At 76.8% G+C, this 23,175-nt stretch carries 22 protein-coding genes; 13 read left to right on the plus strand and 9 right to left on the minus strand.

Annotation, left to right across the window (positions count from 1 at the left end; translation table 11 throughout):
* Positions 1-264 precede the first annotated feature (264 nt).
* Both CP974_RS16510 and CP974_RS16515 read right to left on the minus strand, forming a co-directional pair.
* On the minus strand, positions 265-1,026 hold the full coding sequence (locus tag CP974_RS16510) for an alpha/beta fold hydrolase (RefSeq protein WP_031128134.1): 762 nt from the start codon (positions 1,024-1,026) through the stop codon (positions 265-267).
* A 132-nt stretch (positions 1,027-1,158) separates the two neighbouring features.
* Positions 1,159-2,025: an NAD(P)-dependent oxidoreductase gene (locus CP974_RS16515; RefSeq protein WP_031128133.1), complete on the minus strand. Its 867-nt coding sequence runs from the start codon at positions 2,023-2,025 to the stop codon at positions 1,159-1,161.
* Positions 2,026-2,160: 135 nt separating this feature from the next.
* Here CP974_RS16515 and CP974_RS16520 point away from each other — a divergent pair, with 135 nt between their 5' ends.
* The gene (locus CP974_RS16520; RefSeq protein WP_031128132.1) at positions 2,161-2,517 is read left to right on the plus strand and encodes a winged helix-turn-helix transcriptional regulator; all 357 of its coding nucleotides are present in this window, start codon (positions 2,161-2,163) and stop codon (positions 2,515-2,517) included.
* A gap of 13 nt (positions 2,518-2,530) precedes the next feature.
* Here CP974_RS16520 and CP974_RS16525 read toward each other — a convergent pair whose 3' ends face one another.
* Positions 2,531-3,883: an aminotransferase-like domain-containing protein gene (locus CP974_RS16525; protein ID WP_085921637.1), complete on the minus strand. Its 1,353-nt coding sequence runs from the start codon at positions 3,881-3,883 to the stop codon at positions 2,531-2,533.
* A 161-nt stretch (positions 3,884-4,044) separates the two neighbouring features.
* On the opposite strand from CP974_RS16525, the gene CP974_RS16530 reads away from it, so the two are divergent.
* Positions 4,045-4,647 (plus strand): LysE family translocator, encoded by a 603-nt coding sequence (locus CP974_RS16530; RefSeq protein WP_373276715.1) that lies wholly within the window; start codon positions 4,045-4,047, stop codon positions 4,645-4,647.
* A gap of 217 nt (positions 4,648-4,864) precedes the next feature.
* Here CP974_RS16530 and CP974_RS16535 read toward each other — a convergent pair whose 3' ends face one another.
* Positions 4,865-5,560, minus strand: coding sequence for a vitamin K epoxide reductase family protein (locus tag CP974_RS16535; protein WP_078915278.1), 696 nt, complete (start codon positions 5,558-5,560; stop codon positions 4,865-4,867).
* Between the two features lie 21 nt (positions 5,561-5,581).
* Positions 5,582-6,085, minus strand: a complete 504-nt coding sequence (locus CP974_RS16540) for a DUF5949 family protein (protein WP_031128128.1) — start codon at positions 6,083-6,085, stop codon at positions 5,582-5,584.
* Positions 6,086-6,277: 192 nt separating this feature from the next.
* Here CP974_RS16540 and CP974_RS16545 point away from each other — a divergent pair, with 192 nt between their 5' ends.
* Both CP974_RS16545 and CP974_RS16550 read left to right on the plus strand, forming a co-directional pair.
* The gene (locus CP974_RS16545; protein WP_051838843.1) at positions 6,278-6,889 is read left to right on the plus strand and encodes a tyrosinase family oxidase copper chaperone; all 612 of its coding nucleotides are present in this window, start codon (positions 6,278-6,280) and stop codon (positions 6,887-6,889) included.
* Positions 6,873-7,739: a tyrosinase family protein gene (locus CP974_RS16550; RefSeq protein ID WP_031128126.1), complete on the plus strand. Its 867-nt coding sequence runs from the start codon at positions 6,873-6,875 to the stop codon at positions 7,737-7,739. Before CP974_RS16545 ends, CP974_RS16550 begins: the two co-directional genes overlap by 17 nt.
* A 109-nt stretch (positions 7,740-7,848) precedes the next feature.
* Here the strand turns inward: CP974_RS16550 and CP974_RS16555 are convergent, their stop codons facing one another.
* The 3 genes from CP974_RS16555 to CP974_RS16565 all read right to left on the minus strand — a co-directional run bounded on the left by CP974_RS16555 (position 7,849) and on the right by CP974_RS16565 (position 9,604).
* Entirely contained in the window at positions 7,849-8,169 is a 321-nt protein-coding gene (locus CP974_RS16555; protein WP_031128125.1) for a chaplin, read from the minus strand.
* A gap of 501 nt (positions 8,170-8,670) precedes the next feature.
* On the minus strand, positions 8,671-8,940 hold the full coding sequence (locus CP974_RS16560; RefSeq protein WP_031128124.1) for a hypothetical protein: 270 nt from the start codon (positions 8,938-8,940) through the stop codon (positions 8,671-8,673).
* 424 nt (positions 8,941-9,364) lie between these two features.
* Positions 9,365-9,604, minus strand: a complete 240-nt coding sequence (locus CP974_RS16565) for a chaplin (protein WP_031128123.1) — start codon at positions 9,602-9,604, stop codon at positions 9,365-9,367.
* Positions 9,605-9,954: 350 nt separating this feature from the next.
* Here CP974_RS16565 and CP974_RS16570 point away from each other — a divergent pair, with 350 nt between their 5' ends.
* The 9 genes from CP974_RS16570 (at position 9,955) to CP974_RS16610 (ending at position 21,712) form a co-directional block, all read left to right on the plus strand.
* On the plus strand, positions 9,955-11,061 hold the full coding sequence (locus CP974_RS16570) for a hypothetical protein (protein WP_031128122.1): 1,107 nt from the start codon (positions 9,955-9,957) through the stop codon (positions 11,059-11,061).
* Positions 11,062-11,118: 57 nt separating this feature from the next.
* The gene (locus CP974_RS16575) at positions 11,119-12,279 is read left to right on the plus strand and encodes a glycosyltransferase (protein ID WP_037936242.1); all 1,161 of its coding nucleotides are present in this window, start codon (positions 11,119-11,121) and stop codon (positions 12,277-12,279) included.
* Positions 12,276-13,775 (plus strand): sugar transferase, encoded by a 1,500-nt coding sequence (locus CP974_RS16580; protein WP_031128120.1) that lies wholly within the window; start codon positions 12,276-12,278, stop codon positions 13,773-13,775. The genes CP974_RS16575 and CP974_RS16580 overlap by 4 nt, the downstream gene beginning before the upstream one ends.
* A gap of 188 nt (positions 13,776-13,963) precedes the next feature.
* Positions 13,964-15,508 carry an O-antigen ligase family protein gene (locus CP974_RS16585; RefSeq protein WP_373276714.1) on the plus strand — a complete coding sequence of 515 codons (1,545 nt, stop codon included), beginning with the start codon at positions 13,964-13,966 and terminating at the stop codon, positions 15,506-15,508.
* Between the two features lie 20 nt (positions 15,509-15,528).
* Complete coding sequence (locus tag CP974_RS16590) at positions 15,529-17,424, plus strand: lipid II flippase MurJ (protein WP_223844378.1); 1,896 nt, start codon at positions 15,529-15,531, stop codon at positions 17,422-17,424.
* Positions 17,357-18,184 carry a polysaccharide deacetylase family protein gene (locus CP974_RS16595; protein WP_078915888.1) on the plus strand — a complete coding sequence of 276 codons (828 nt, stop codon included), beginning with the start codon at positions 17,357-17,359 and terminating at the stop codon, positions 18,182-18,184. Before CP974_RS16590 ends, CP974_RS16595 begins: the two co-directional genes overlap by 68 nt.
* Positions 18,181-19,293, plus strand: coding sequence for a glycosyltransferase (locus CP974_RS16600; RefSeq protein ID WP_031136215.1), 1,113 nt, complete (start codon positions 18,181-18,183; stop codon positions 19,291-19,293). The genes CP974_RS16595 and CP974_RS16600 overlap by 4 nt, the downstream gene beginning before the upstream one ends.
* On the plus strand, positions 19,290-20,417 hold the full coding sequence (locus CP974_RS30860; RefSeq protein ID WP_140160902.1) for a YveK family protein: 1,128 nt from the start codon (positions 19,290-19,292) through the stop codon (positions 20,415-20,417). Before CP974_RS16600 ends, CP974_RS30860 begins: the two co-directional genes overlap by 4 nt.
* Positions 20,414-21,712: a GNAT family N-acetyltransferase gene (locus CP974_RS16610; protein WP_078915889.1), complete on the plus strand. Its 1,299-nt coding sequence runs from the start codon at positions 20,414-20,416 to the stop codon at positions 21,710-21,712. Before CP974_RS30860 ends, CP974_RS16610 begins: the two co-directional genes overlap by 4 nt.
* 111 nt (positions 21,713-21,823) lie before the next feature.
* Here CP974_RS16610 and CP974_RS16615 read toward each other — a convergent pair whose 3' ends face one another.
* Positions 21,824-23,134: a glycoside hydrolase family 26 protein gene (locus tag CP974_RS16615; protein ID WP_107426967.1), complete on the minus strand. Its 1,311-nt coding sequence runs from the start codon at positions 23,132-23,134 to the stop codon at positions 21,824-21,826.
* Positions 23,135-23,175: the final 41 nt, after the last annotated feature.

A 23,175-nucleotide genomic window follows, 5' to 3' on the forward strand; every position in this document is an offset into this window, starting at 1 on the left:
GACGGTGTAGCAGGGGGCAGCGGCAGCCCGTACTCGTTCACCAAGCCCGACCGGGGCGGCATCGTCCCGCTCGCCGGGCTCGGCGCCGGCAGCCCCCGGCATGGTCGGTCGCGGTCCCGTCGTGCGTGGGTCCCGGGTTCGAATCCCGATGGCGGCTCAGTGGGAAAGCCCCAGATCGGTTCGTCCGATCTGGGGTTTTCCGTCTCTGCGGTGTCCGTGCCGGATCACGCCGGGCGGGTGCCGGGGGAGTGGGGCGCCGCGGGCTCAGTTCCGGGGGAGCGTCCGCTGGAGGAAGGCGGTCAGGAGGGCGGTGGTCTCCGCGGGGCGTTCCACGGTGGGGAGGTGGCCCGCCCAGGGGAGTTCCACGTGGTCGGCAGCCGGGAGGCGGGCGGCGAGGGACACGGCGATGTCGCGGAAGTCGCGCAGGTCGTGGGCGCCCGAGACCACCAGGCACGGGGCCGTGACGCGGGCGGGGTCGGCCGGCGGACGGGGTGCGCCGAAGTCCTCCGCCGTCCACTGGAGCTCGAACGCCCGGCGCTGCATCCGGCGGACCAGGTCGCGCGTCGCGTCGTCCGCCTCGGGGCCCAGCCAGGTCGCCACGTTCAGCTCCACGGCGCCGTCCAGGTCGTCCGCCTCGAAGAGGGCGTCCTCCCGCTCGTCGAAGGCGCGCAACTCCGGACCCGGCTCGTGGCCCGGCAGGGCGGTGCAGAACAGGGCCAGGGCGGTGACCGCCTCCGGGCGGGCCGCCGCCGTCTCGAGGGCGACCCGCCCGCCGTACGAGGAGCCGATCAGCGCGGCCCGTTCGATGCCGAGATGGTCCAGGAGGTCCGCGACGTCGGCCGCGTCGGTGTACGGGCGGTCCGCCGCCGGGGAGTCGCCGTGCCCCCGGAAGTCGCACCGCACCACGCGGTACCCGGCGTCGGCCAGGACCGGCCACTGCGGGTCCCACATACGGCGGTCGCACACCGTGGAGTGGAGGAGCACCACGGCCGGGCCGGTGCCTGATACGTCGTGAGCGAGAGTCATCCGGCGGACGTTACCCCGCGGCGGCCCCGCGGCGGCCCCGCGGCGGCCCCGCGGCGGCCCCGCGGCGGCCCGGTGGAGGCCCGGCGGCGGCCCGGTGGAGGCCCGGCGGCGGCACCGGATGGGGCGGCGGACTCAGCGGAGGCTCTCGATGATCCGCGCGAAGCCCTCCTTCCCGTGACCCGCGTCGATCTGGCGCCGGATCAGCTGCTGCACCGCGTCGACCACCTCGGTGCCGACACCCTGCTCGGCGCTGGCCGCCAGGATGTCGCCGAGGTCCGAGAACTCCAGGCTCTGCTGCCCCGCGACGGTGTAGTCCCCGCCGTCGACGACCGCCGCGAACCCCTCAAGACCGCTGGTCATGGCGCTCAGCCACGGCGCCGCCATCCCGGCGAAAGCGCGTGCTGTCATCCCCGACGGAGCCACCATCGCGGCGCCGTGCAGGAACCCGGCGAACATGACGTACATGCTCGCGAGCAGGGCCAGGTCGTACAGGGACGCCAACCCGGCGTCCTCGCCGAAGTACGTGCCCGTGCCCCACAGGTCGAGCACGGTCCGGTACTCCCGGAACACCTCGCCGGAGCCGCTGTACAGGATCGACGAGCCGGGCTTTCCGATCATGTGCGGTACGGCCAAGATGCCGCCGTCCAGGTAGGTGGCCCCGGCCGCCGCGGCCCATTCCGCCAGCTCCCGCGACTGCTCGGGGGTCGTCGTGGTGACGTTGACCAGGGCCCGCCCGGCCAGGTCGAGGGCGAGCGGGTCGAGCACCTCGCGGACGGAGGCGTGGTCCAGCAGGCACACGATCACCAGACGGCCGGCCCGGACGGCGTCCCGCGCGCTCGCGGCCTCCGTCGCGCCGTGTGCCGCGAGCGCGTCGGCCCAGCCCGGTGTGCGGTTCCAGACCGTCGTCCCGTGTCCCGCCCGCACGAGGGCTTCCGCCAGGGCGCCGCCCATCGCGCCCAGTCCCAGAACGCTCGCCTGAATGCTGCCGTTCTCCGTCATCTCCGGTACCCCTTCGTCGGTTCGCCCTTCCTTTCGATCCTCGCCCTCGCCGATAGGCTTGACCAGTACCGACTAAAGAGTGGGGTACTCACCTGAAGGTAAGTGCCCCTGGCGTTCGCACACCTGGAGGGGCGCATGGCCGGATCAGCGCGACGGGGGCCCTACTTCTGCGGCATCGACGCGGCGATGGACGTCGTCACGGGCAAGTGGAAGTCGCTGATCCTCTGGGAGCTGCGGCAGCACGGCCCGCGCCGCTTCGCCGAGTTGCGGCGCGCGCTGCCCGGCGTCAGCGAGAAGATGCTGGTCCAGCACCTGCGCGAGATGGAGGAGGACGAGCTGGTCCACCGCGAGGTGTACCGCCAGGTGCCGCCGAAGGTCGAGTACTCCCTGACGGAGCACGGCGTCTCCCTCGACAAGGCCCTGGAGGCACTGGGCGAGTGGGGTGTGGCGCGGATGCGGCGGATCGGGGCGGAGCGGGTCCCCACCGACTGAGGCCGGGACCGCGTCAGGCCGGTATGCCGCCGTCCGGAGGAGCTGCCGCCAGGTCCGCCAGGGCCCGCAGCGCGCGGGCGAGGTCGTCGCGCTCGGGTGAGGCGAGGCCCAGCCGGACGGCGTTCGGCGCCCGGTGGGGGTCCGCGGTGAAGGCCGACGCGGGCGTGACGGCGATGCCCTGGCGGGCCGCCGCCGCCACGAACAGGTCGGCCCGCCAGGCCGGGGGCAGGTCCCACCAGCAGAAGCACGAACGCGCGGCGGTGCGCGTGGCGAACCCGGACAGGTGGCTGCGGGCCAGCGAGTGCCGGGCCTCGACCTCCGCGCGCTTCGCCCGCACCAGCGCGTCCGCCGCGCCCGACGCCTCCCAGCGCGCCGCCGCCTCCAGGGCGAAGCCCGACGGGACCCAGCCGCCGGAGCGGATCGCCGCCTCCACCGGCCGCGCCAGCCGGTCCGGTACGACGGCGAAGCCCGCGGTCAGGCCGGGCGCGAGGCGCTTGGAGAGGCTGTCCACCACGACCGTCCGCTCCGGCAGGAGCGCGGCGAGCGGCGGCACGTCGTCGTGGAGGAACGCCCAGACGGCGTCCTCGACGACCGGCACGTCCAGCTCCCGCAGCGTGCCGGCCAGGGCGGCTCGGCGGGCGGGCGGCACGGTGAGGGACAGCGGGTTGTGCAGCACCGGCTGCAGGTAGACGGCGTGCAGCGGGGCCGAGCGGTGGGCGGCGGCGAGGGCGTCGGGCCGTATGCCCTCCTCGTCCATGGCCAGCGGGACGACGGTGACGCCGAGGCGGGCCGCGAGTGACGTCAGCACCGGGTACGTCAGCTCCTCGGCGCCGAGCCGCCCGCCCGGCGGGACCAGCGCGGCCACGGCGGCCGAGATGGCCTGGCGGCCGTTGCCCGTGAACAGCACCTGGTCGGGCCGGGGCCGCCAGTCCGCGCGGGCCAGCAGCCGGGCGGCCGACGCGCGGGCGTCCGCGGTGCCGGTCGCGCCGACCGGGCGCAGCGCGCCGTCCAGCACGTCGGTGCGCAGCAGTCCGGTGAGCGCCTCGGCGAGGAGGGCCGCCTGGCCGGGCACCGCCGGGTGGTTCAGCTCCAGATTGATCCGCAGCGGTGGCGGATCGCTCAGCGCGGGGCCGGCCGGGGGCGTCGTCGCCGCGCGGACGAACGTACCGCGCCCGACCTCGCCGACCGTCAGCCCGCGCCGCGCCAGCTCCTGGTAGACGCGGGCCGCCGTGGACGCGGCGATGCCCCTGTCGCGGGCGAACCGCCGCAGCGGAGGCAGCCGGTCGCCCGGTCTGAGCCGTCCCGTTGTGATGTCCACCGCGACCGCGTCGGCCACCTTCCGGTACTGGTCCTGCACTCCGGACACTCCCCTTCCGCGCTCCACATTGCACCGAGTGCAATGTTTGCATTGCTCTGAGTGGTGGTCGGTCCCTATGCTCGTCCCGTCCGAAGGCGTGCACGTCGAGGGGGGCAGGCATCGTGGTGGACGGCAGCGCACTGCTGGGGGTCTTCGTCGTGGCGCTCGGCATGGTGCTCACCCCGGGGCCGAACATGATCTACCTCGTCTCCCGCTCCCTCACCCAGGGGCGCCGGGCCGGAGTCGTCTCGCTCGGCGGTGTCGCCGTCGGATTCCTCGTCTACCTGGTGGCCACCAACCTCGGCCTGTCCGTGCTCTTCGTGGCCGTCCCCGAGCTCTACCTCCTCGTGAAGCTCGCCGGGGCCGCGTACCTCGGCTGGCTCGCCTGGTGTGCCCTGCGCCCCGGCGGCGTGTCCGTCTTCACCCCGCAGGACGTGCCGCCGGACTCGCGCCGCAGGCTCTTCACGATGGGGCTGATGACCAGCCTGCTCAACCCCAAGATCGCCATCATGTACCTGTCCCTCATCCCCCAGTTCGTCGACGTCGAGGACGGGCACGTACTCGCCCAGGGGCTCCTTCTCGGCGCCGTGCAGGTCGCGGTGAGCGTCGCCGTCAACCTCGCGATCGTCGTCGCCGCGGGCGCGATCGCCGTCTTCCTCGCCCGCCACCCCGCCTGGCTGCGGACCCAGCGGTACGCCATGGGCGCCGTCCTGGGCGCGCTCGCCGTCACCCTCGCCGCGGACACCTCCACGCCCCGTGCCGCGGCACGCTGATCACCGCCCCTCCGACGCCCTGGGCCCGATGTCCCGATGTCCGGATGTCCCGATGTCCGGAAGCCTTGGTGTCCTGGTGTCCCGTCCTCTGGATGGTGGCCGATGGGGCGTGATCGCGGGAGCCCTGTGGACAACCGCGGGTAAGCGTCGCGGCCCCCTGTGGACAACCACAGGGGGCCGCGGGAGGCGCCCTCGGAAGGCCGCGTGCACGGGTGGGTCAGCCGGTCCAGAAGTCCCACCAGCGGGTCAGGACGAGCATGCCGGTGATCCCGAGGTGCAGGACGGGCGCGACCCACGGGAGCTCGCCCAGGAACCGCCGCGCGCCCTCCGGGGCGGGCAGCCGGCCGTGCCGCGCGTTCTCGGCGGTGACCCGCCAGAACATGACGATCGTCGCCGCCCAGGCGAGGCAGCACCACAGGCACAGGGCGTTGATCCGGTACAGGGACTGGACCATCAGCCAGGTGCAGAAGGCCACGCCGAACAGCGTGCCCGCGTTCAGGCCGAGCCAGAACCAGCGGCGGTGCCGGGCACCCGCCAGCAGACCGGCGCCGATCGCCACGACCATGCCGTACGTGACGAGCCCGAGCATCGGGTTCGGGAAGCCGAACACGCCCGCCTGCTCGCTCCGCATGACGCTGCCGCACGACACGACCGGGTTCAGACTGCAGCCCGGCTGGAAGTCCGGGTCCTCCAGCAGCCGGAACTTGTCCAGGGTGATGACCCAGGAGGCGAGCACCCCAGCCGCCCCGGTCACCACCAGCAGCCAGGCGAAAGCGCGGCTCGCACCCGCCGTGCCCGCCGCGTCCCCGTCACCCGCCGGCGGCGGTGCCGTGGCGGGGCGGGCATGGGCGGGCGCTGCGGGACGGGCGTGTGCGGGAGCGGGCCGGGTGTGGGCGCCGCGGGTCGTCGTCATCGATCCGCCGGTCCTCTCCGGTCAGGTGCGCACGCGCAGGACGGGGAGCAGGCAGTGCGCGCTGCCCTCCAGGAACCCCTCGCCGGAGACGAAGGCGCGCAGCTCCTCCGGCGGCACCGCCCGCCCCGGAACGGCCTGCGGCCACGGGCGGACCGCGAGGATCAGGTAGGCCTGACCCTTCGCGTACGCGGCGTACTGCCACTCCGGCGGCACCGGGCACTGGGCGCGCATGAACGGCAGTGTCAGGACGGCCCGCTCGGCCTCCACCAGCAGTGAGGCGGAGAACCGCCTGTCGCTGCCGAGGTCCACGAGGTGCTTGCCGACCGACAGGCCCAGCTGCTCCAGCTGGGCGCGCATCGCCGCCTGACCGGCCTCCGGGCCGCCCGCGCCGTCGCCGAGGGAGTACACCATCAGCAGCGGGTCGCCCGGGTCGTCGGCGGTCGGTTCGCTGCACCACGGGATGACGGTGAGCGTGCCCAGCGGGGAACGCCGGCTGTCCGGGAACACGGCGGTGGAAGAGGTCATGGGCTCGGATCCTAGGGTGTCAAAGCGAGCGACCCGGTGGTTTTCCACCCGTTCGGGTGTTACCCGTTCGGATCGTTTCTCCTTGACGCTCACGAGTCCGGGCTCCCGCGGCGGAACGGTTCGGTGACCGGGTCGTTGGGCCGACGGGGAGGGAAGTCCACCGCCCGCACGACCCGTACGGGAGTCCGCGTCATGACCGCCAGCAGACCGAAGCCGCCGCCCGCCGCCCGCACGCGCGGGCACCTGCCCCGCCGTACCGCCCTGCGGGCCCTGTTCACGGCCGCCGTGGCCGCCCTCACCGGCGGGGCCCTCGCGCGCGTGGCCGCCACCCCGCACGACGCCCCCGGCGTTGCGCCGGGCGGTGCCCGCGCGGGAGGGGGAGCCGATCCGGGCCCGGTCCCCCACACGTCCGGGAGCGGGCCGCACGCGTCGGCCGGGGACCCGCACGGAACCGCCGCCGGACCGGGCGCGGACGGCGGCCCCGCGCGCGTGGTGGGCGCGTTCGCGGAGACGTACCGGGGCCGCCGCATCGAAGGGCGGCCCGTCGCCGCGTCGACCGGTGGCTTCGAGGTGCTGGTGGACGGGCGGCCGCTGCACCTGATGCGCTGCGCCGACGGCGGCTATCTGAGCCTGGTCAACCACTACGAGGCGTATCCGACGGCGCTCGCCGCGACCCGGGCCGCCGTGGACGAGCTGGGCGGTGCGGTGCTGGCCGCGCACGGCCTCGCGCACGGATCGGCCGTGCGGAGCGCCCACGGGGCCGCCGTACAGCTGGAGGGGGGCCGACGTGGCGTACACGCGTAAGGACCAGCGGGACCTGACGAAGGCGGAGCGGCGGCGGTTCGTCGCCGCCGTGCTGGAGCTGAAGCGGAGCGGCCGGTACGACGAGTACGTCCGCACCCACGTCAGGTACTACAACGCCGACGGCGAGACCGGGCTGCGGACCGCCCACATGGCGCCGTCGTTCCTGCCCTGGCACCGGCAGTACCTGCTGGACTTCGAGCGGGACCTGCGGCAGGTCGACCGCACGGTGACCGTGCCGTACTGGGACTGGACGCGGGACCGCGGCCCGGTCGGGCCCCTGTGGGGCGAGGACTTCATGGGCGGCAACGGGCGGCGCGGCGACCACCAGGTGACGACCGGCCCCTTCGCGTACCGCACGGGCGACTGGCCGATCACCGTGGGCGTCACCGAGAACCGCTTCCTCACCCGGGACTTCGGCCACCCCAGGGACCCCGTGCAGCTGCCGACCCGCTCCGAGCTGGCGTGGGCGACGCAGGAGCGGACGTACGACGTGGCGCCCTGGGACTCCACCGGCCGCGGCGGGTTCCGCAACCGCCTGGAGGGCTGGACGGCCGGTACGGGCAGCGCACGGCTGCGCAACCACAACAAGGTGCACCGCTGGGTGGGCGGACTGATGCTGGGCGCCGCGTCGGTCAACGATCCGGTGTTCTGGCTGCACCACGCCTTCGTCGACGCCGTCTGGTCCCGCTGGCAGAGCCGCAACCCGGACGCGCGCTACCTTCCGGCGACGCCGCCGCTGCCCGGCACCCCGCAGTTCGGGCGGGTCGTCTCGCGGGACGAGCCGATGCCGCCGTGGACCGTCACACCGGGGCAGCTGGCCGACCACAGCCGCGTGTACCGGTACGCCTGACGGGTATGCCGGCCGGGCCGCCGTCCTGTCCGGCGACTGCCGGGTGCCGGACAGGACGGCGGCCCCCCGGTCGAGGAACCGGGGGGCCGCCGCGGGTGCCGGACGGGGCTCAGCTGCCGTAGCCGTGCTCGCCGTGGTGGCCCTTGCCGTCCTCGTGGCCCTTGCCGTCCTTGTGCTCCTTGTGGTCCTTGCCGACGTTCGCGCAGGTGTTGCCGAAGGCCGGGTTCAGCACGCCGACGACGTCGATCGTGTTGCCGCACAGGTTGACCGGGACGTTGACCGGGATCTGCAGGATGTTGCCGGAGAGGACACCGGGGGAGTTGGCGGCGACCGCGCCGGCCCCCGCGTCGGCGACGGCCATGCCGGCTCCGCTCAGGGCCGCGGCGCCCGTGCCGACGATGACGACGGCGGCCTTCGCGATGCGAGACATAGAGGTTCTCCTTGTACGTGGAAGCGTGACCGCGGACCAGCGGTCGTCACTCGGCTACAACGCTGTATCTCACGGTCGGTAACGGCACAAACACCCCACTCACACCAAGGGCCCAACGCGCCCCACGCCTCGCACGCGCGCGGGTGCGGGGACCGGAGGCGGGCGGCGTCGGGCCGCGGAGAGGGGCGGAACGGGCAGGGCGGAGCCCGCGGCACCCGGGGCGACGGCACTGGAGGTGCCGGCGCCTGACGGGGCGCCACGGGCGGTGCCGGCGCCTGACGGGGCGCCACGGGCGGTGACCATGCGACAAGCCGACGGGTGTAACGAGCGGCCGGTGCGCGGGTGCCGGTCGGAGGGCCTTCTGCACTCCGCCTTCACCCCGCATGGCGGCGGGGTGCGACTGCGGGGCGGGGTACGGCTGCGGGGTGGGGGTACGGGGCTGCCGTACAGCTGCGGGGCGGGACCGGCACCACCGGTCCCGCCCCGCTCCACGCGCGCGGGTCAGCCGCCGAGCGGCAGGCCGCCCAGCAGCGGCGCGGCCTTCTGGGTGGCACCGAGGCCGGTGCCCGCGACCTTGCCGACCAGCTTGTTGTCGGTGAGCTCGCCGACGCGGTCGGCGGGGACCGCCTCGGGCAGACCCCGCTGGCCCAGGGTGTCGACCGCTCCGTTCAGGCTGGAGGGGGTGAGGGGGTTGGCGGCGAAGGCCGGTGCCGCCACGCCCATCGCCATCACAGAGCCGGCGAGGACCGCGGCAACCTTCGTGGGCTTCATCGGGGGAGTCCTTCCTGGAAAGGGCGGTGTGCGGAGCGACGCACGCGTGGGCGGGCGGTCGCCGGTCGCCGGGACGTGCGTCTGCCCTCTGTAACGAGCCGGGCCCGCCCCGGAAACCCCGTCCCGGCCGAAATCCCACCGACGCACACGGACGGGGCGCCATGGTCCGGTCAGCGGACTGTCGTTGCATCCGCCGGTCAGTCGATCGAGTGATCCGTTGATCCGTTGATCCGTTGGCTCGTCGGTCCGTTGATGTGCTGATGCGGTGGCTGTAAGCCTGATGGTCCGTGCCTCGGGTCCGGGGGCGGGCGGCTTCCTCGGGCGTGTGCGGGCACGCGGCGGCGCCCGGTGTGCGGGCACACGACGGCGCCGCCCCGGCTGGAGGCCGGGACGGCGCCGTCGTGTGGGGGAACCGGGTGGCGCGTCAGTCGTTGATGCAGACGTTGCCGAAGGCCGGGTTCAGCAGGCCGATGATGTCGATGGTGTTGCCGCACAGGTTGACCGGGATGTGGACCGGGACCTGGAGGACGTTGCCGGAGAGGACGCCCGGGGAGCCCACGGCCGCGCCGTGCGCACCGGCGTCGGCGTTCGCGACGCCGGCGGCGCCGGCCACGGAAGCGGCGACGGCGGAGGTCAGTACGGCAGCCTTCGCGATTCGGGACATGGTGGAGCACTCCTAGGTGTCAGGTGGGGCATGGCGGCCGACGAGGCCGACTGCATCAAGAACGCGTGAGCCGTGCGCGGGTTGCGCCACCGAACGGGTGAACCGTCTGGCGTCGTGACGCCAACTGCCCTCGTGGCGAGCGCTGGTGGGACCGCCTCGCCCGCGACCCACCGGCACGTGCCACCGGCGCCGGCCGCCTCCGTGTGCCGCGCCACGTGCCACTGCCATGCGCGACGGATGTCCGTCATGCTTCGCATTTGACTTATCTGGTTATAACGTGCGTGCTGTTGTGCCGGTTTACCCCGGTTTGGTGGGAGCCGTTTCCTTACTCCTCACAGCGGAGAACCCCTATGCGGATTCCAGTGGTTCCAGCCGTGCGGCGCGGGCTGGTCTGCGCCCTCTCCTTCGCCGCCCTGTCGGCCGTGCTCCCCGCCTCCGCCGCGCCCCGCGCGCAGGAACGGCCGCGCATCGCGTTCACCGAGCGCTACCACGTCGTCCAGCAGGGCGGGCTGGCCCGTGCCGCCAACTCGGCGGTCACCTGCCGTGCGGCCTCCTCGCCGCGCGACAGCGCCGCCGCCCCGCGCTGCTCCTCCGCCCGGAGCGGGAAGCCGGCCGCGGCCAACCACCAGTACGACATGTTCTACACGGACGTCGACGACGACCCGAACACGTTCAACTCCAGCCGTGCCGAGCTGGTCCTCCCCAAGGGCGCCAAGGTCACCTACGCCCGGCTCTACTGGGGCGGCAACCTCCGCGTCGGCGAGCAGAAGCCGCCCAAGGACAACGGCCGCGTCCTCATCGCCGAACCGGGCGGCGCCTACAAGGAGGTGCTCGCCGACTCCGTCATCGGCCACCGCACCGCGAACGGCGCCGACGCCTTCCAGGCCACCGCCGACGTCACCCGGCTCGTCGCGGGCAGCGGACCGGGCCTCTACACCGTCGCACAGGTCAACGTCGCCATGGGGCGGACCGCCGTCGGCGCCTGGGGCGGGTGGACGCTCGTCGCGGCGTACGCGCGACCTGGGTCGCCGCTGCGCCACCTCTCCGTGTGGGACGGCTTCGAGACGCTCGCCGAGGGACGCCGCTCGGTCCGCTGGCCGCTCGGCACGATGCGGGTGCCGGTCGGGGGCGCGGGACGGCTCGGCCTCGTCACGTACGACGGGGACCGGGGCATCGACGGGGACACCCTCGCCTTCGAGGCGCACCCCGGCCGCGCGGTCGCGCTGGCCGGCACGGCGAAGGGCGGCGACGTCTTCGACTCCACCGTCGCGGACGGCGGCGCGGCCCGTATCCGCCGCGAACCGGCCCACCACAACACCCTGGGCTACGACTCCGACTTCGTCGACCTCTCCCCGGCCCTGGTGCACGGCGCGAGCGACACCGCCGTACGCATCGGCGCGGCCCGCGACTACCTGTGGCTCGGCGCGCTGTTCGTCGAGGCCGACGCACGCCGCTGAGCGGCGCCCCGCCCGCGCCACCGCCACCCCGCACCGCTTCGTCAGAAAGGGGCACGCGTGCGTCCTCCCCTCACCGCACTGCACGTCGTCCAGCCGGGGGACGGCGGCGTGGCCCGGGTGGTCACCGATGTGGTCGGCGCCCATGTGGCGCGGGGCATGCGGGTCGCGGTGGCCTGCCCGCCCGGCACCCCGCTCGCCGACGCCGCACGGGCGCGGGGCGCCGAGGTGCTCCCCTGGCCCGCCCGCCGCGAACCCGGCCCCGACGTCCTCGCCGAGAGCCGTGCCGTCACCGAACTCGTCGCGCTCGTACGGCCCCACCTCGTCCACGCGCACAGCGCCAAGGCGGGACTCGCCGCACGCCTCGCCCTGCGCGGCGCCGTCCCGACCGTGTACCAGCCGCACGCCTGGTCGTTCGAGGCCGTCGAGGGGGCGACCGCCGCCCTGGCCCGCCGCTGGGAGCGGTGGGCCGCCCGCTGGACCGACCGGGTCGTCTGCGTCAGCGAGGCGGAGCGCCGCCGCGGCGAGCTGGCCGGGGTGCGGGCCTCCTGGACGGTGGTCCACAACGGTGTGGACACCGGCAGGTTCGGCCCCTTCCCGGCCGCCCCCGCGCGCGCAGCCGCCCGCGCCGCGCTGCTGCCGGGCACGCCACCGGGCGCGCCCGTCGTCGTGTGCGTCGGCCGGCTGTGCCGCCAGAAGGGCCAGGACCTGCTGCTGAGCGCCTGGAACACCGTCCACGCGCGCGTGCCGGGCGCCCGGCTCGTGCTCGTCGGCGACGGGCCGGACGCGGCCGGGCTGCGGCCGGGCGCCCACCCGTCCGTGGTCTTCGCCGGGAGCGTCGCCGACCCGCTGCCCTGGTACCGGGCCGCCGACCTCGCCGTCCTGCCGTCCCGCTGGGAGGGCATGGCACTCGCCCCGCTGGAGGCCATGGCGTCCGGCCGGCCGGTGCTCCTCACCGACGTGGACGGCGCCCGCGAGAGCCTGCCGCCCGGACACGCCGCGCACTGCCTCGTACCGCCCGGCGACGCCGGGGCGCTGGCCGGGGCGCTGGTCCGCCTCCTGCTGCGGCCGATCCTCCGGCAGTCCCTCGCCCGCCAGGCGCACCAGCACGTCCACGCCCGCTTCGACGTACAGCGCGCGGGCGCCGCCCTCGCCGACGTGTACCGCGAGGTGGCCGCCCTCCCGCGCCACCGCCCGCTCAGGGAGCCGATCGCCCAGTGACCACGGAAAGCACCAGCACGGCGGCCACTCGCGCCACCCGCGCCATCCGGCCGCCCGCCCCCGTCCCGCGGCGCCGCCTCGCCCGCTCCGCCCCGCGGCGCCTCCGGCCCGCGGCGGAGGGCCCGTTCGCCGCCGCCCTCGTCGCCGCCGACTGCGCCGCCGTCCTGCCCGCGGCGACCGCCCTCACCCCCGGACAGCGGTCCGCGGCACTGCTGCTCCAGCTCACCGTGGCCGTCGTCGCCCTCCACGCGCGCGCGGGCCTGTACCGCCCCTCCGCGCTCGGCTCCGTACGCGCCGCGGCCCACGCCACGTTGGCGGACGAGGTCCCCGCGGTCGCCGCGCGGCTGGCGTTCCTGTGGTGCGCCGCCGCCGCGCTGCTGGCGGCCCGGTCGCCGGACCTGGCGCTGGCGCCCGGCGCGCTCGCCGCCGCGTACACGCTGCACCTCGCGTCGGCGCTGGCCCTGCGGGGCGCCGTCCACCTGCGGCGCCGCCGCACCGCGCGCGACCAGCCCGGCGCGGCGCTCGTCGTGGGGGCCGCGCCCGCCGCGCAGCGGCTCGCCGCACTGCTGCACCAGCACCCCGAGTACGGCGTGCGTCCGGTCGGCCTGGTCACCCCCGCGGACGAGCCGGACATCCCGCCGCCCGCCGGACAGGCGCCGGCGGTGCCCGCGCTGCCGGTGCTCAGCTCCCCGGAGGACGTGGGGCGGGCCGTCATCCAGAACGGCGTGCGGGACGCCCTGTTCGTCTCGGGCGCGGACGGCGCGCCCCGGCCCGACCACGTCGCCCTGCTGCGGCGGCACGGCTGCGCCACCTGGCTGGTGGGCGGCCCCGCGCGCGTGGAGGGCCGTCCCGCGCCGATGGGGCGGCACCTGTGGGGGTACTCGTTCCGCCTGCTGGAGCCGGCGCCCGAAGCCGGTGGGGGACGGGCGGCCAAGCGGGCCCTGGACGTCGTCGGCGCCGTGCTGTTGCTGGTGGCCGCCGCGCCCGTGCTGCTGCTGTGCGCCGCCGCCGTGCGCCTGGCCGACGGGCCGGGCGTCCTGTTCCGGCAGGAGCGCGTCGGCGAGGGCGGGCGCCTCTTCACCCTCCTGAAGTTCCGCACCCTGCGCCCCGCGGACGAACGGGAGGCCGCGACGCGCTGGAGCGTCGCCCACGACGAACGGCTGGGCGCCGTCGGCGCGTTCCTGCGCCGCACCTCCCTGGACGAGCTGCCGCAGCTGTGGAACGTGCTGCGCGGCGACATGAGCCTCGTCGGGCCCCGTCCGGAGCGCCCCTACTTCGTCGAGCGCTTCAGCCGGCTCCACCCCGACTACGCCGCACGGCACCGGATGCCCGCCGGGCTGACGGGCCTCGCGCAGGTGCACGGACTGCGCGGGGACACCTCCATCGAGGACCGCTGCCGCTTCGACAACCACTACATCGACCACTGGTCGCTCCGGCAGGACGTGCGGATCCTGCTGCGCACCGCCGCCGCCCTGTTCCGCCCCGCGGGCAGCTGATGGCCGCCTCCGCCCTTCCCCCCGCCTCGACCGCGGCCGCTCCCGCCGCCTCGGCCGCGGCCGTTCCCACCGCCTCGCGGGCCGTGTGTGCCCCCGCCGCCGCGCGGGGCCCCGCCTCGCGCGGCGGCGGCGCCGCGGGTGGCGCGCGCGCCGGGTCCCCCGGGTCCCCCGTGCCTCCCCCGCCGCCCGTGCCCCGGGCGTCCTGCGGGGCCTTCGCGTACGGGCTCCGCCTTCCCGCCGCCCGGGCCGCCGCGGGCCGCCACGCCCACCTCCTGCCGCTCCTCGCCGTCGTGGCACTCCTCCTCGTGCCGCCCGGCCGGGGGCCGGACGCCGGGGGCGGCACCCTGGCCGACGCCGCGTCAGGACTGCTGGTCCTCTGGTGCCTCGTACGCGTCGCCCGCGCGCGCGTGCGGCCCCTCACGCGGCTGGCGGCGGTCGTCGTCGGCCTGCCGGTCGTCGGGCTGTGCGCCGCCGCCGTCACCGCCCACGACCCGGCCGCGGCCCTGCCCGGACTCGTCCGCCACCTCCAGGTGTTCGTCCTGGTCCCGGCCGCCGTCGTGCTGACCCTGCGCGACCGCCGCGACCTCGTCGCCGTCGCCTGGGCGCTGATCGGCCTCGCGCTCGTCCAGGGCGGCGTCGGCGTCGTCCAGTACGCCACCGGGACGGGCGCCTCGTACCGGGGCGAGGACGTCCGCGCGGTCGGCACGTTCGGCCCGACCGACGTGATGGGCATGGCGACCGTCGTCGCGTACGGGATCGTCGCGGCCGTCGGTCTCGCGCTCGGCGCGCCCGCCCGCAGCCGGGCGCGGTTCGCCGCCCTCGGCTGCGCGGCGCTCCTCGCCGTCCCGCTCGTGCTGTCCTTCAGCCGGGGCGCGTGGATCGCCACCCTGCTGGCCTGCGCGGCGCAGCTGGTGGCGACGGGGCCGCGCCGCGCCCTCCGCGCGGCCCTGGCGGCGGGCGCCCTCGCCGTCGTCCTCGTCGGCGGGCTCGGAGTGGGCTCCGCCATGGTGCAGGAGCGGGTCGCCAGCATCACCCGGGTCGCCGCCGCGCCGGACCGGTCCGTCACCGACCGGTACGCGATGTGGGCGGCCGCCGCCGGGATGTGGCGCGACCGGCCCCTCACCGGCGTCGGCCTGAAGGGCTTCCCCGCCCACCGCGACAGCCACGCGTCGCTCGCCCTGTCGTCGGGGAGCGACACGGCCGGGGCGGGCATGGGGTTCCGGCGGCAGCCGCTGCTGTCGCCGCACAACATGTACCTGCTGGTCCTGGGCGAGCAGGGACTGCTGGGCCTGCTGGCGCTCGGGGGCGGCTGGCTGGCGCTGCTGCTGTGCGGCTGCCGCCGCCTCCCGGCCGCCCTGCGCACCGGCCGGGAGGCGGACTGCGCGCTGGTCGCGCTCGGACTGCTGGGGTGGCAGCTGGTGGACTTCCTGTACGCCGACATCGGCGGTCCGTCCACCGTCCTGACGGCCGTCGTGCTGGGCGTCTCCGCCTGGTGGGCGCTCGCACCCCGCGACGCCGAGGCCGGGACCGCAGCCGGGGGCCGGAGCCGGTCGGCGTCCGGGGAGGGGGCCGGGGCTGCCGGGGGCGGGCCCGGGGTCGGGGCCGGGGCCCGGAGGAGCGGGTGCGGGGTCCGGAGCGGGGCCGGGCTTCGGAGTGGTGCCGGGGTCCGGTGCGGGTTTCGGGGCGGGCCTGGCACCGTGCCGGGAGCCGTGCCGCCGGGAGGCCGCCCGTGAGCCGGGGGGCCGCCGCACCGGTGGAGAGGCCGCGGCCGGCCGGCGGCGCGTGGGCGCCGTCCAACCGGTTCCTCGCGCGCGCCGCGCTGCTGACGGGCGCGTTCACCGCGGTCGGCGCCCTGCTGGGCCTGCTCCGCGACCAGTTGCTGGCCCACACCTTCGGGGCGGGCCCGGACACGGACGCGTTCCTCGTCGCCTGGACGGTGCCCGAGTTCGCCTCCACGCTGCTCATCGAGGACGCCATGGCGCTCGTCCTCGTCCCCGCCTTCAGCCGCGCCCTGGCGGCGCGGGCCGACGCGGGCGCGGGCGGGCACGACCCGGTGCGGGACCTCGTGAGGACCACGCTGCCCCGCACGGCGGCGGTCACCGCCGCGGTGGCCGCGCTCGTCGCCGCCGCCGCGCCCCTGCTCGTACCGCTGCTCGCGCCGGGGCTCCCCGAGCAGCGGCTCGCCGTCGACTGCACCCGGCTGACCGCCACGTGCGTCCTGTCCTTCGCGCTGGCCGGCTACTTCAGCGCCGCGCTGCGGGCGCACGGGCGGTACCTGGCGCCCGCCGCGATCTACGTCGCGTACAACACCGGCATCATCACGGCGGTCGTCCTGTTCGGCCCCGCGGGGGGCGTACGGGCGGCGGCGGCCGGGGTCGCGGCCGGCGGGGCGCTCATGGTCCTGATCCAGGCGCCCGACCTCGTACGGCGGCTGCGGCGGCGCTCGCCCGGCACCGCGGCGGAGCGCGGCGCGGGAGGGCGCGGCGGAGGCCCGGCCGCGGCGCGACGGACCGCAGCCGATCGGGGGCCGACGGAGCCGGCGACAGCCGGTGGGGGCGCGGGGGATCGGGGCCCGGCCGCGGGTCTCCGCGCGGGGCGGGGTGCGGCCGGTGGGGACGTGGCGGTACCGGCCGCCGGGGGGCGGGCCGCGGAGGGCGGGGACGCGCCCGCGCCCCCGGCGGGCTCGGGGGGCGGCGGGGCCGGGTCGGCCGGGCTCGTGACGGCGCTCGTCGCACCGGTCGTCCTCTTCGCCGTCGGCAGGCAGTCGCAGGTCCTCGTCGAGCGCTTCCTCGCGGCGCCGCTGCCCGCGGGCGCGATCTCCCACCTCAACTACGCGCAGAAGGTGGCCCAGCTGCCGATGGTGCTGTCGCTCATGCTGTGCACCGTCAGCTTCCCGGTCATCGCGCGGGCGCTGGCCGCCGGCGACCGGGAGGCCGCACGGCGCCGCGCGGAACGCGACCTGCTGCTCGCGGGTGTCGTCGTCCTCGTCGGCGCCGCGACCGTCGCCGCCGCCGCCCCGCAGATCGTCGGGCTCCTCTTCCAGCGCGGCGCGTTCGACGCCGCCGACACCGCCGCCACGGCGTCCGTCATGCGCGTCTACGCCCTCGGCCTCCTCGGCCACGCCATGGTCAGCGCGCTCGGCCGCTGCTACTTCTCCGAGTCCCGCCCGCTGTGGTTCCCCGCCGCCGCGATGGCCCTCGGCGTGGCCGTGAACGCCGCGCTGGGCGCCCTGTGGGCGGACCGCTGGGGCACCGCGGGCATCGCGCTCGCCAACGCCGCGGGCATCACCCTGACCGCCGCCCTGCTGCTCGCCGGGACGGGCCGGCGCCGGGTCCCGCTCTCGGCCCCCGCCGTCGCGGGCGGCCTCGCCCGGCTCGCGGCGGCCGCCGCCCTGGCGACCGCCGCCGGACGGCTGTGCGCCCCGTGGGCCGCCCACCCGCTGCTCGGCACCGCACTCGCCGCCGCCGCCGTCCTCGCCGTCTTCGTCACCGCCGCCCACGTCCTGCGGGCGCCGCTCGTCCCCCACCTCACGCGCGTGGCGCTGACCGCCGCGCGCCGCCCCCTCCCGCGAAAGCACCGCCATGCTCCGACGCACCCCGCCGCCCCCCTGGATCGCGATGTACCACTCCGTCGACACCGACAGGGATGACCCGTACCGCGTCACCGTCACGCCCGGCCGGCTCGACGCCCAGCTGCGCTGGTTGCGCGCGCGGGGGTTGCGCGGCGTCGCCGTGCGCGACCTCCTCGCCGCCCACGCGCGTGGCGCGGCCCACGGGCTGGTCGGGCTCACCTTCGACGACGGGTACGCCGACTTCCTCCGGCACGCCGTCCCGCTGCTGCGCCGCCACGGCTGCACGGCCACGGTGTTCGCCCTGCCCGGCCGGCTGGGCGGCGACAACGCCTGGGATCCGCTGGGCCCCCGCAAGCCGCTCCTCACCGCGGAGGGGCTCCGCAGCTGCGCCGAGGCCGGCATGGAGGTCGCCTCGCACGGTCTGCGCCACGTCTCCCTGCCGCCCGCCGACGACACGACCCTCCAGGACGAGCTGCGCGGCAGCCGCGACCTGCTGCACGCCCTGACCGGCGAGCCGCCGGCCGGCTTCTGCTACCCGTACGGGCACGTCGACGCGCGCGTGGCGGCGGCGGCGCGGGACGCCGGGTACGCGTACGCCTGCGCCATCGACCCCGGACGGCTGAGCGGCGTACACGCCCTGCCGCGCGTCCACGTCGGCCAGCGGGACACGGCGCTGCGGCTGCACGCCAAGCGCCGTCTGCACGCCCTGCGCCGCCGCACCCCCGCCGGCCTGCCTGCCGCAGTCGCGGACCCAGCCGCAGCCGCGGACTCAGCCGCAGCCGCGGAGACGGACACGGGCACGTACGCGGGTCCCCGCACGGGGACGCGGGCGTCATGAGGGTCCTGCACGTCATCACCGGCCTGGGCATCGGCGGCGCCGAGCAGCAGCTGCGGCTCCTGCTGCGCCACCTCCCGGTCCGCAGCTCCGTGGTCACCCTCACCAACCCCGGCCCCGTCGCGGACGCCCTGCGCGCCGACGGTGTGCCCGTCACCCACCTCGGCATGCGCGGCAACCGCGACCTGGCCGCCCTGCCCCGCCTCGTCCGGCACATCCGGCGCGGCCGGTACGACATCGTCCACACGCACCTGTACCGGGCCTGCGTGTACGGCAGGGTCGCCGCCCGCCTCGCGGGGGTCCGGCACATCGTCGCGACCGAGCACTCCCTGGGCGCCGCGCAGATCGAGGGCCGCCCGCTGAGCGCCGGCGCCCGCGCCCTGTACCTGGGGACCGAGCGCCTCGGCAGCGCCACCGTCGCCGTCTCCGACACGGTCGCCCGGCGTCTGGCGGACTGGGGCGTCCGCCCGCACCGCATCAGCGTCGTCCCGAACGGGGTCGACGCGGCGCGCCTCGCCCACGACCAGGAGGCCCGCCGGGTCGCCCGGAGGCGGCTCGGCATCCCCGCCGGCGCGTACGTGGTGGGCGGCGTCGGCCGGCTGGTGCCCGGCAAGCGGTTCGACGCGCTGGTGGGCGCCCTCGCCGAGCTCCCCGCCGACGTGCGGCTGCTCCTCGTCGGCGAGGGCCCCGAACGGCGGCGCCTGGAACGGCTGGCCGCCGCCGAAGGCGTGGACGGGCGGGTCGTGTGGGCGGGCGCCGTGACGCGGGAGCTGCCGGCGCTGCTGTCCGCGATGGACCTCTTCGTATCGCCGTCCGCCGACGAGGCGTTCGGGCTCGCCGTCGTGGAGGCCCTGGCCGCCGGGCTGCCCGTCCGGTACGCGGCCTGCCCGGCGCTGGACGACCTGCCGCCGCACGAGGCGCCCGGGGCCCGGCGGATCGGCGGCACCGTCGCCGACGTGGCCGCGGCGGTACGGGCGGCCCGCGCCGCCCACGCGGAACACCCCCGGCACCGGCCCGCGCCCCCGGCTGTGCACCGCTACGACGTCGCGCGCAGCGCGCGGCAGCTCACCACCCTCTACCGGACCCTCTACCGAGAAGCGAGTGACCGATGACCCCCCGAACCCTCCCCGAACGGCGGCCTGCCGCGAGGCTCATCCGCCGAGGCGCCGGGCTGCCGCGCCCGGGCCGCGCCTGGACCGTCCCGGTGGCGGCGCTGGCCGGCGCCCTCGCCGGCGGCGCATACGGCCTGCTGGCCCCCGCCGAGTACGCGGCCACCAGCTATGTGGTGGTCGTCCCCGAGGAGGGCTCCGACCCGGCCGGGGCGATGGGCCTGGCCCAGGCCTACGGGCGGGTCGCCACGGATGTCGCCCTGGCCGGGGACGCCGCCGTCTGGGCGCGGGTGTCCCCGGCTGTGCTCAGGGCGGGCGTGGCGGCCGCCACCTCCCCCGACGCGCCGATGATCTCGATCACGGCCCGCTCCGGGAAGCCCGCGACCGCCGCCGCGATGGCCGACGGGGTGGCGCGGGCCCTGGTGCAGAAGGGCACCCACGCGGAGGCCAGCACCCATGTGAAGGTCGTCCAGTTCTCGCGCGCGACGACCCCGACGAGCCCCGCCTCGCCGTCGGCGCCGCTGGCGGCGCTGGTGGGCGCCGCCGGGGGAGGGCTGCTGGGCGGCCTGGCGCTGCTGGTCCGCCCGCGCCGGGACGCGGTGGGCGAGGGCGCGGAGGGTGCGGCGGGCGAGGGCGCGGAGGGCCCGGAGGGCGCGGAGGGCGGCACGACGGCTGTCCCCGGCGCATCGGCTGTCCCCGGCACGACGGCCGGCCCTGCCACGACGGCCGGCCCTGGCGGGGCGGCCGGCCCTGGTGGTTCGGTTGCGCACGGTGGGGCGGTCGCACGCGGCGGGGCGGGGGAGCCGGTCGCGGGCGACCACAGGGCCGATGAACCGGTCGCGGGCGACCACGAGGCGGGGGAGCCGACCGAGCGCGCCGGGGCGGGGACGGAACCGGCCCCCGGCACCGGCAGGGCGGCGCCGGAGAAGGCGGCGGACGCCGGTGGGGCGCCGGAGCCGTCCTCCGGCACCGGTGAAGCCGCGGAAGGGGCCGCAGGCACCGGCAAGGCGGCCAAGGGGGCCTCCCGCTCCCGCAAGGCGGCGAAGGGGGCACCCGGCACCCGCGAGCGCGGGGCGGCCGTGCCGGGGCCCGCTGTCGGCGACGCGTCGCAGGCGGGGGCCGTATGAGCGCGCTCGGCACCCGCGCCCCGGCGGCCGGCCCGCGGCGGACCGGGCGGCTCCTGACCGCCTCCGTCTGCCGGGACGAGCGGCACTTCGCCGCCCTCGCCGCCGAGTGGGACGACCTGTTCGGGCGCAGCTCCGCCGCCACCCCCTTCCAGACGCACGCCTGGCTGCACTCCTGGTGGCTGTCGTACGGGGCCCCCGGCCGGCTGCGGCTCGTCCTCGTCCGGGACGCCGCCGACGGTCGCCTGGTGGCCGCCGCCCCCCTGTGGCGCACCCGCGCGCGCGTGCCCACCGTGGAGTTCCTGGGCGGCGCCCTCACCGACTACGGCGACGTGCTCGCCGACGACGACCGTCCCGAGGCGGTGCCCGTCCTGGCGGACGCGCTCGCCCGGCTCGCCCGGAGCACGGTGCTCGACCTGCGCGAGGTCCGGCCCGGAGCCGTGGCCGAACGGCTGCTCGCGTTCTGGACGGGGCCCCGTACGCGCCTGGCGGACTCCCTGTGCCTGGAGCTGCCGCCCGTGCCCGTCGAGGAGCTGGTGGGCCGGCTGCCGTCCGCGCGGGCGCAGCGGGCGCGGGCGAAGCTGCGCAGGATCGACCGGGAGGGCGTCGAGGCGCGGCCCGTCCCCGCCGACGAGGTGCCCCGAGCGCTGCGCCGCCTGCTCGACCTGCACCGCCGCCAGTGGGCGGGGCGTGGCGTGACGGCGGAGCACCTCACCGAGCGGTTCGCCGCGCATCTGGGCCGGGCCGTGCGGGCGATGGCGGAGACCGGGCACGCGCGCGTGACGGAGTTCCTGATCGGCGGTGAGGTGGTGGCCGCCGACCTGACGCTGCTGTCGCCCCGGCTGTCCGGTGGCTACCTGTACGGCGCCGACCCGCTGCTGAGGTCCCTGAAGGTGGACGTCGCCGCGCTGCTGCTGCGCAACGGCGTACGGCTGGCGGCGGACGCGGGGTGCGGGACGCTCAGCCTGCTGCGCGGCGACGAGCCGTACAAGCAGCACTGGCGTCCGTCCGCCGCCCGCAACCAGCGTCTGCTGCTGGCCGGCCGCCGTACCGCCCCCCTGCTGTGGCTGCGGGCCGCGCACGCGGCCGGGCGGTGCTGGGCGGCGGACCGGCTGCGGGGCCGCGCGTGGGTGCGGCGGCTGCGCGGCTGGGCGGGCCCTGAAGGGCGCTTGCGGGCCGGTACCGGAGCGCGCGGTGCCGGCTACGAGGCGTCCACCGGGGACGGCCCGGGCAAGCGCGGGGCCGGCTCCGGGAGGGCACCCGGCGGACGCACAGCCCCGCGCCGGGCCATCACCTGATCCGGGGTCCGGGGGTCCCGGCGGCAGGGGGCCCGGGTCCGGGGCGGCACAGCTCCCGGCCGGCCGACGGCGGCGAGCCGGTACCGCCCGCGGCGCCTCGGGCGGTACCGGCTACACCGCCGGCGGCGCGGCCGCTTCGGCGGGCGGGGCCGCCGGGACGGGCGCGCCGCCCGGGACCGCCGGCGCGTCGCCCCGGGGCGCGGACGCGCCGGGCGGCTCGGCGGGCACGGTGCCCGGCGGCACCGCGGTGGGCGCCGGACCGGCCGGGGCGCCGGGATCCGTCGGCGCGCCGGGGCCCGGCGGCGCGCCGGGGTCCGCCGGCGCCTCGGGGCCCGGCGGGGCGTCGGGGCCGACCGGGTCCGGCGCCGGGCCGGAGGCGGGCGCCGGGTCCAGCGCGGACACCGGGCCGGAGGAGGGCGGGACCAGCCCAAAGAGCGCGGAACGGAACACCTCCGACGCCTTCGGGTTCGTCCCGCACTGCCACACGCCGTGCGGGCAGTAGTCGCTGATCGAGTGGTACAGCGGTTTGTGCTCCTTCATCCACGCGAGCATCCGCCGCATGTACTCGGGATTGTCGCCGTTTCGGAACAGGCCCCACTCGGGATAGGAGATAGGCTTTCCGCGGGCGGCGGCGAATTCCACGTGGTCGCGCAGTCCGTACGGTTCGTTCGCCTGCTCGTCGAATGTCCGGCCCGGCGGCTGGTCGTAGGAATCCATTCCCACGATGTCCACGACGTCGTCGCCCGGATAGCACTCGGTCCACGGAATGGCGTCCCGGCCCCGATTGGGCGCGAAGTCGAACCGGAAATCCTGGCCGGGCACCTCACGCATGGTGGTGACGATGCGTTTCCAGTACTCCTTCCACGCCCGCGGGTCCGGCCCGCACCGGTGGCTGTACGTCGAGCCGTTCATCTCCCAGCCGAGGACGATGACCGTGTCCGGCACGCCCAGCCCCACCAGCCGCTCGGCGAGCGCCCGGAAGTGCTGGTCGAAGCGCCCGTCGGCGCCCGCCCGCAGCATCCGCCGGACCAGGAAGTCCGGCAGCCGGCTCTCGTTGAGCTCCAGCATCGGCACGTTCAGCACGAACATCCGGTCGGCCCTCTCCCGCCGCCACCGCGCCCAGTCCTCCAGGAAGCCGACCTGCCCCGCGATGTTCGACCACCGGTCGCCCGGCAGGTAGGTGTGGCCCACCCGCAGTTCGGTGCCGCCCAGCCACCGCGTGAGTTCCTCCATGCGCCGGACGCCGTCCGTGCCGTAGTGCAGATAGGCGCCGAGCGCCGTCTCCCCGGTCGCCACGGGATCGGGGGCGGACCGGAATTCGTGGGCCCGCGCCGCCTGGGCCGTGAGCACGGAACCAGAGATGAGCAGACCGGCCGTGCACACGCCCAGCCAGGCTCTCGTCTTTCCGCTCCGGAAGTCCATCGCCACTCCTCCGCCGGCCGCCAAGCCGTAGAAATCCGTTC

Origin of the sequence: Streptomyces fradiae ATCC 10745 = DSM 40063, assembly GCF_008704425.1 — a bacterium.
GTDB lineage: Bacteria > Actinomycetota > Actinomycetes > Streptomycetales > Streptomycetaceae > Streptomyces > Streptomyces fradiae.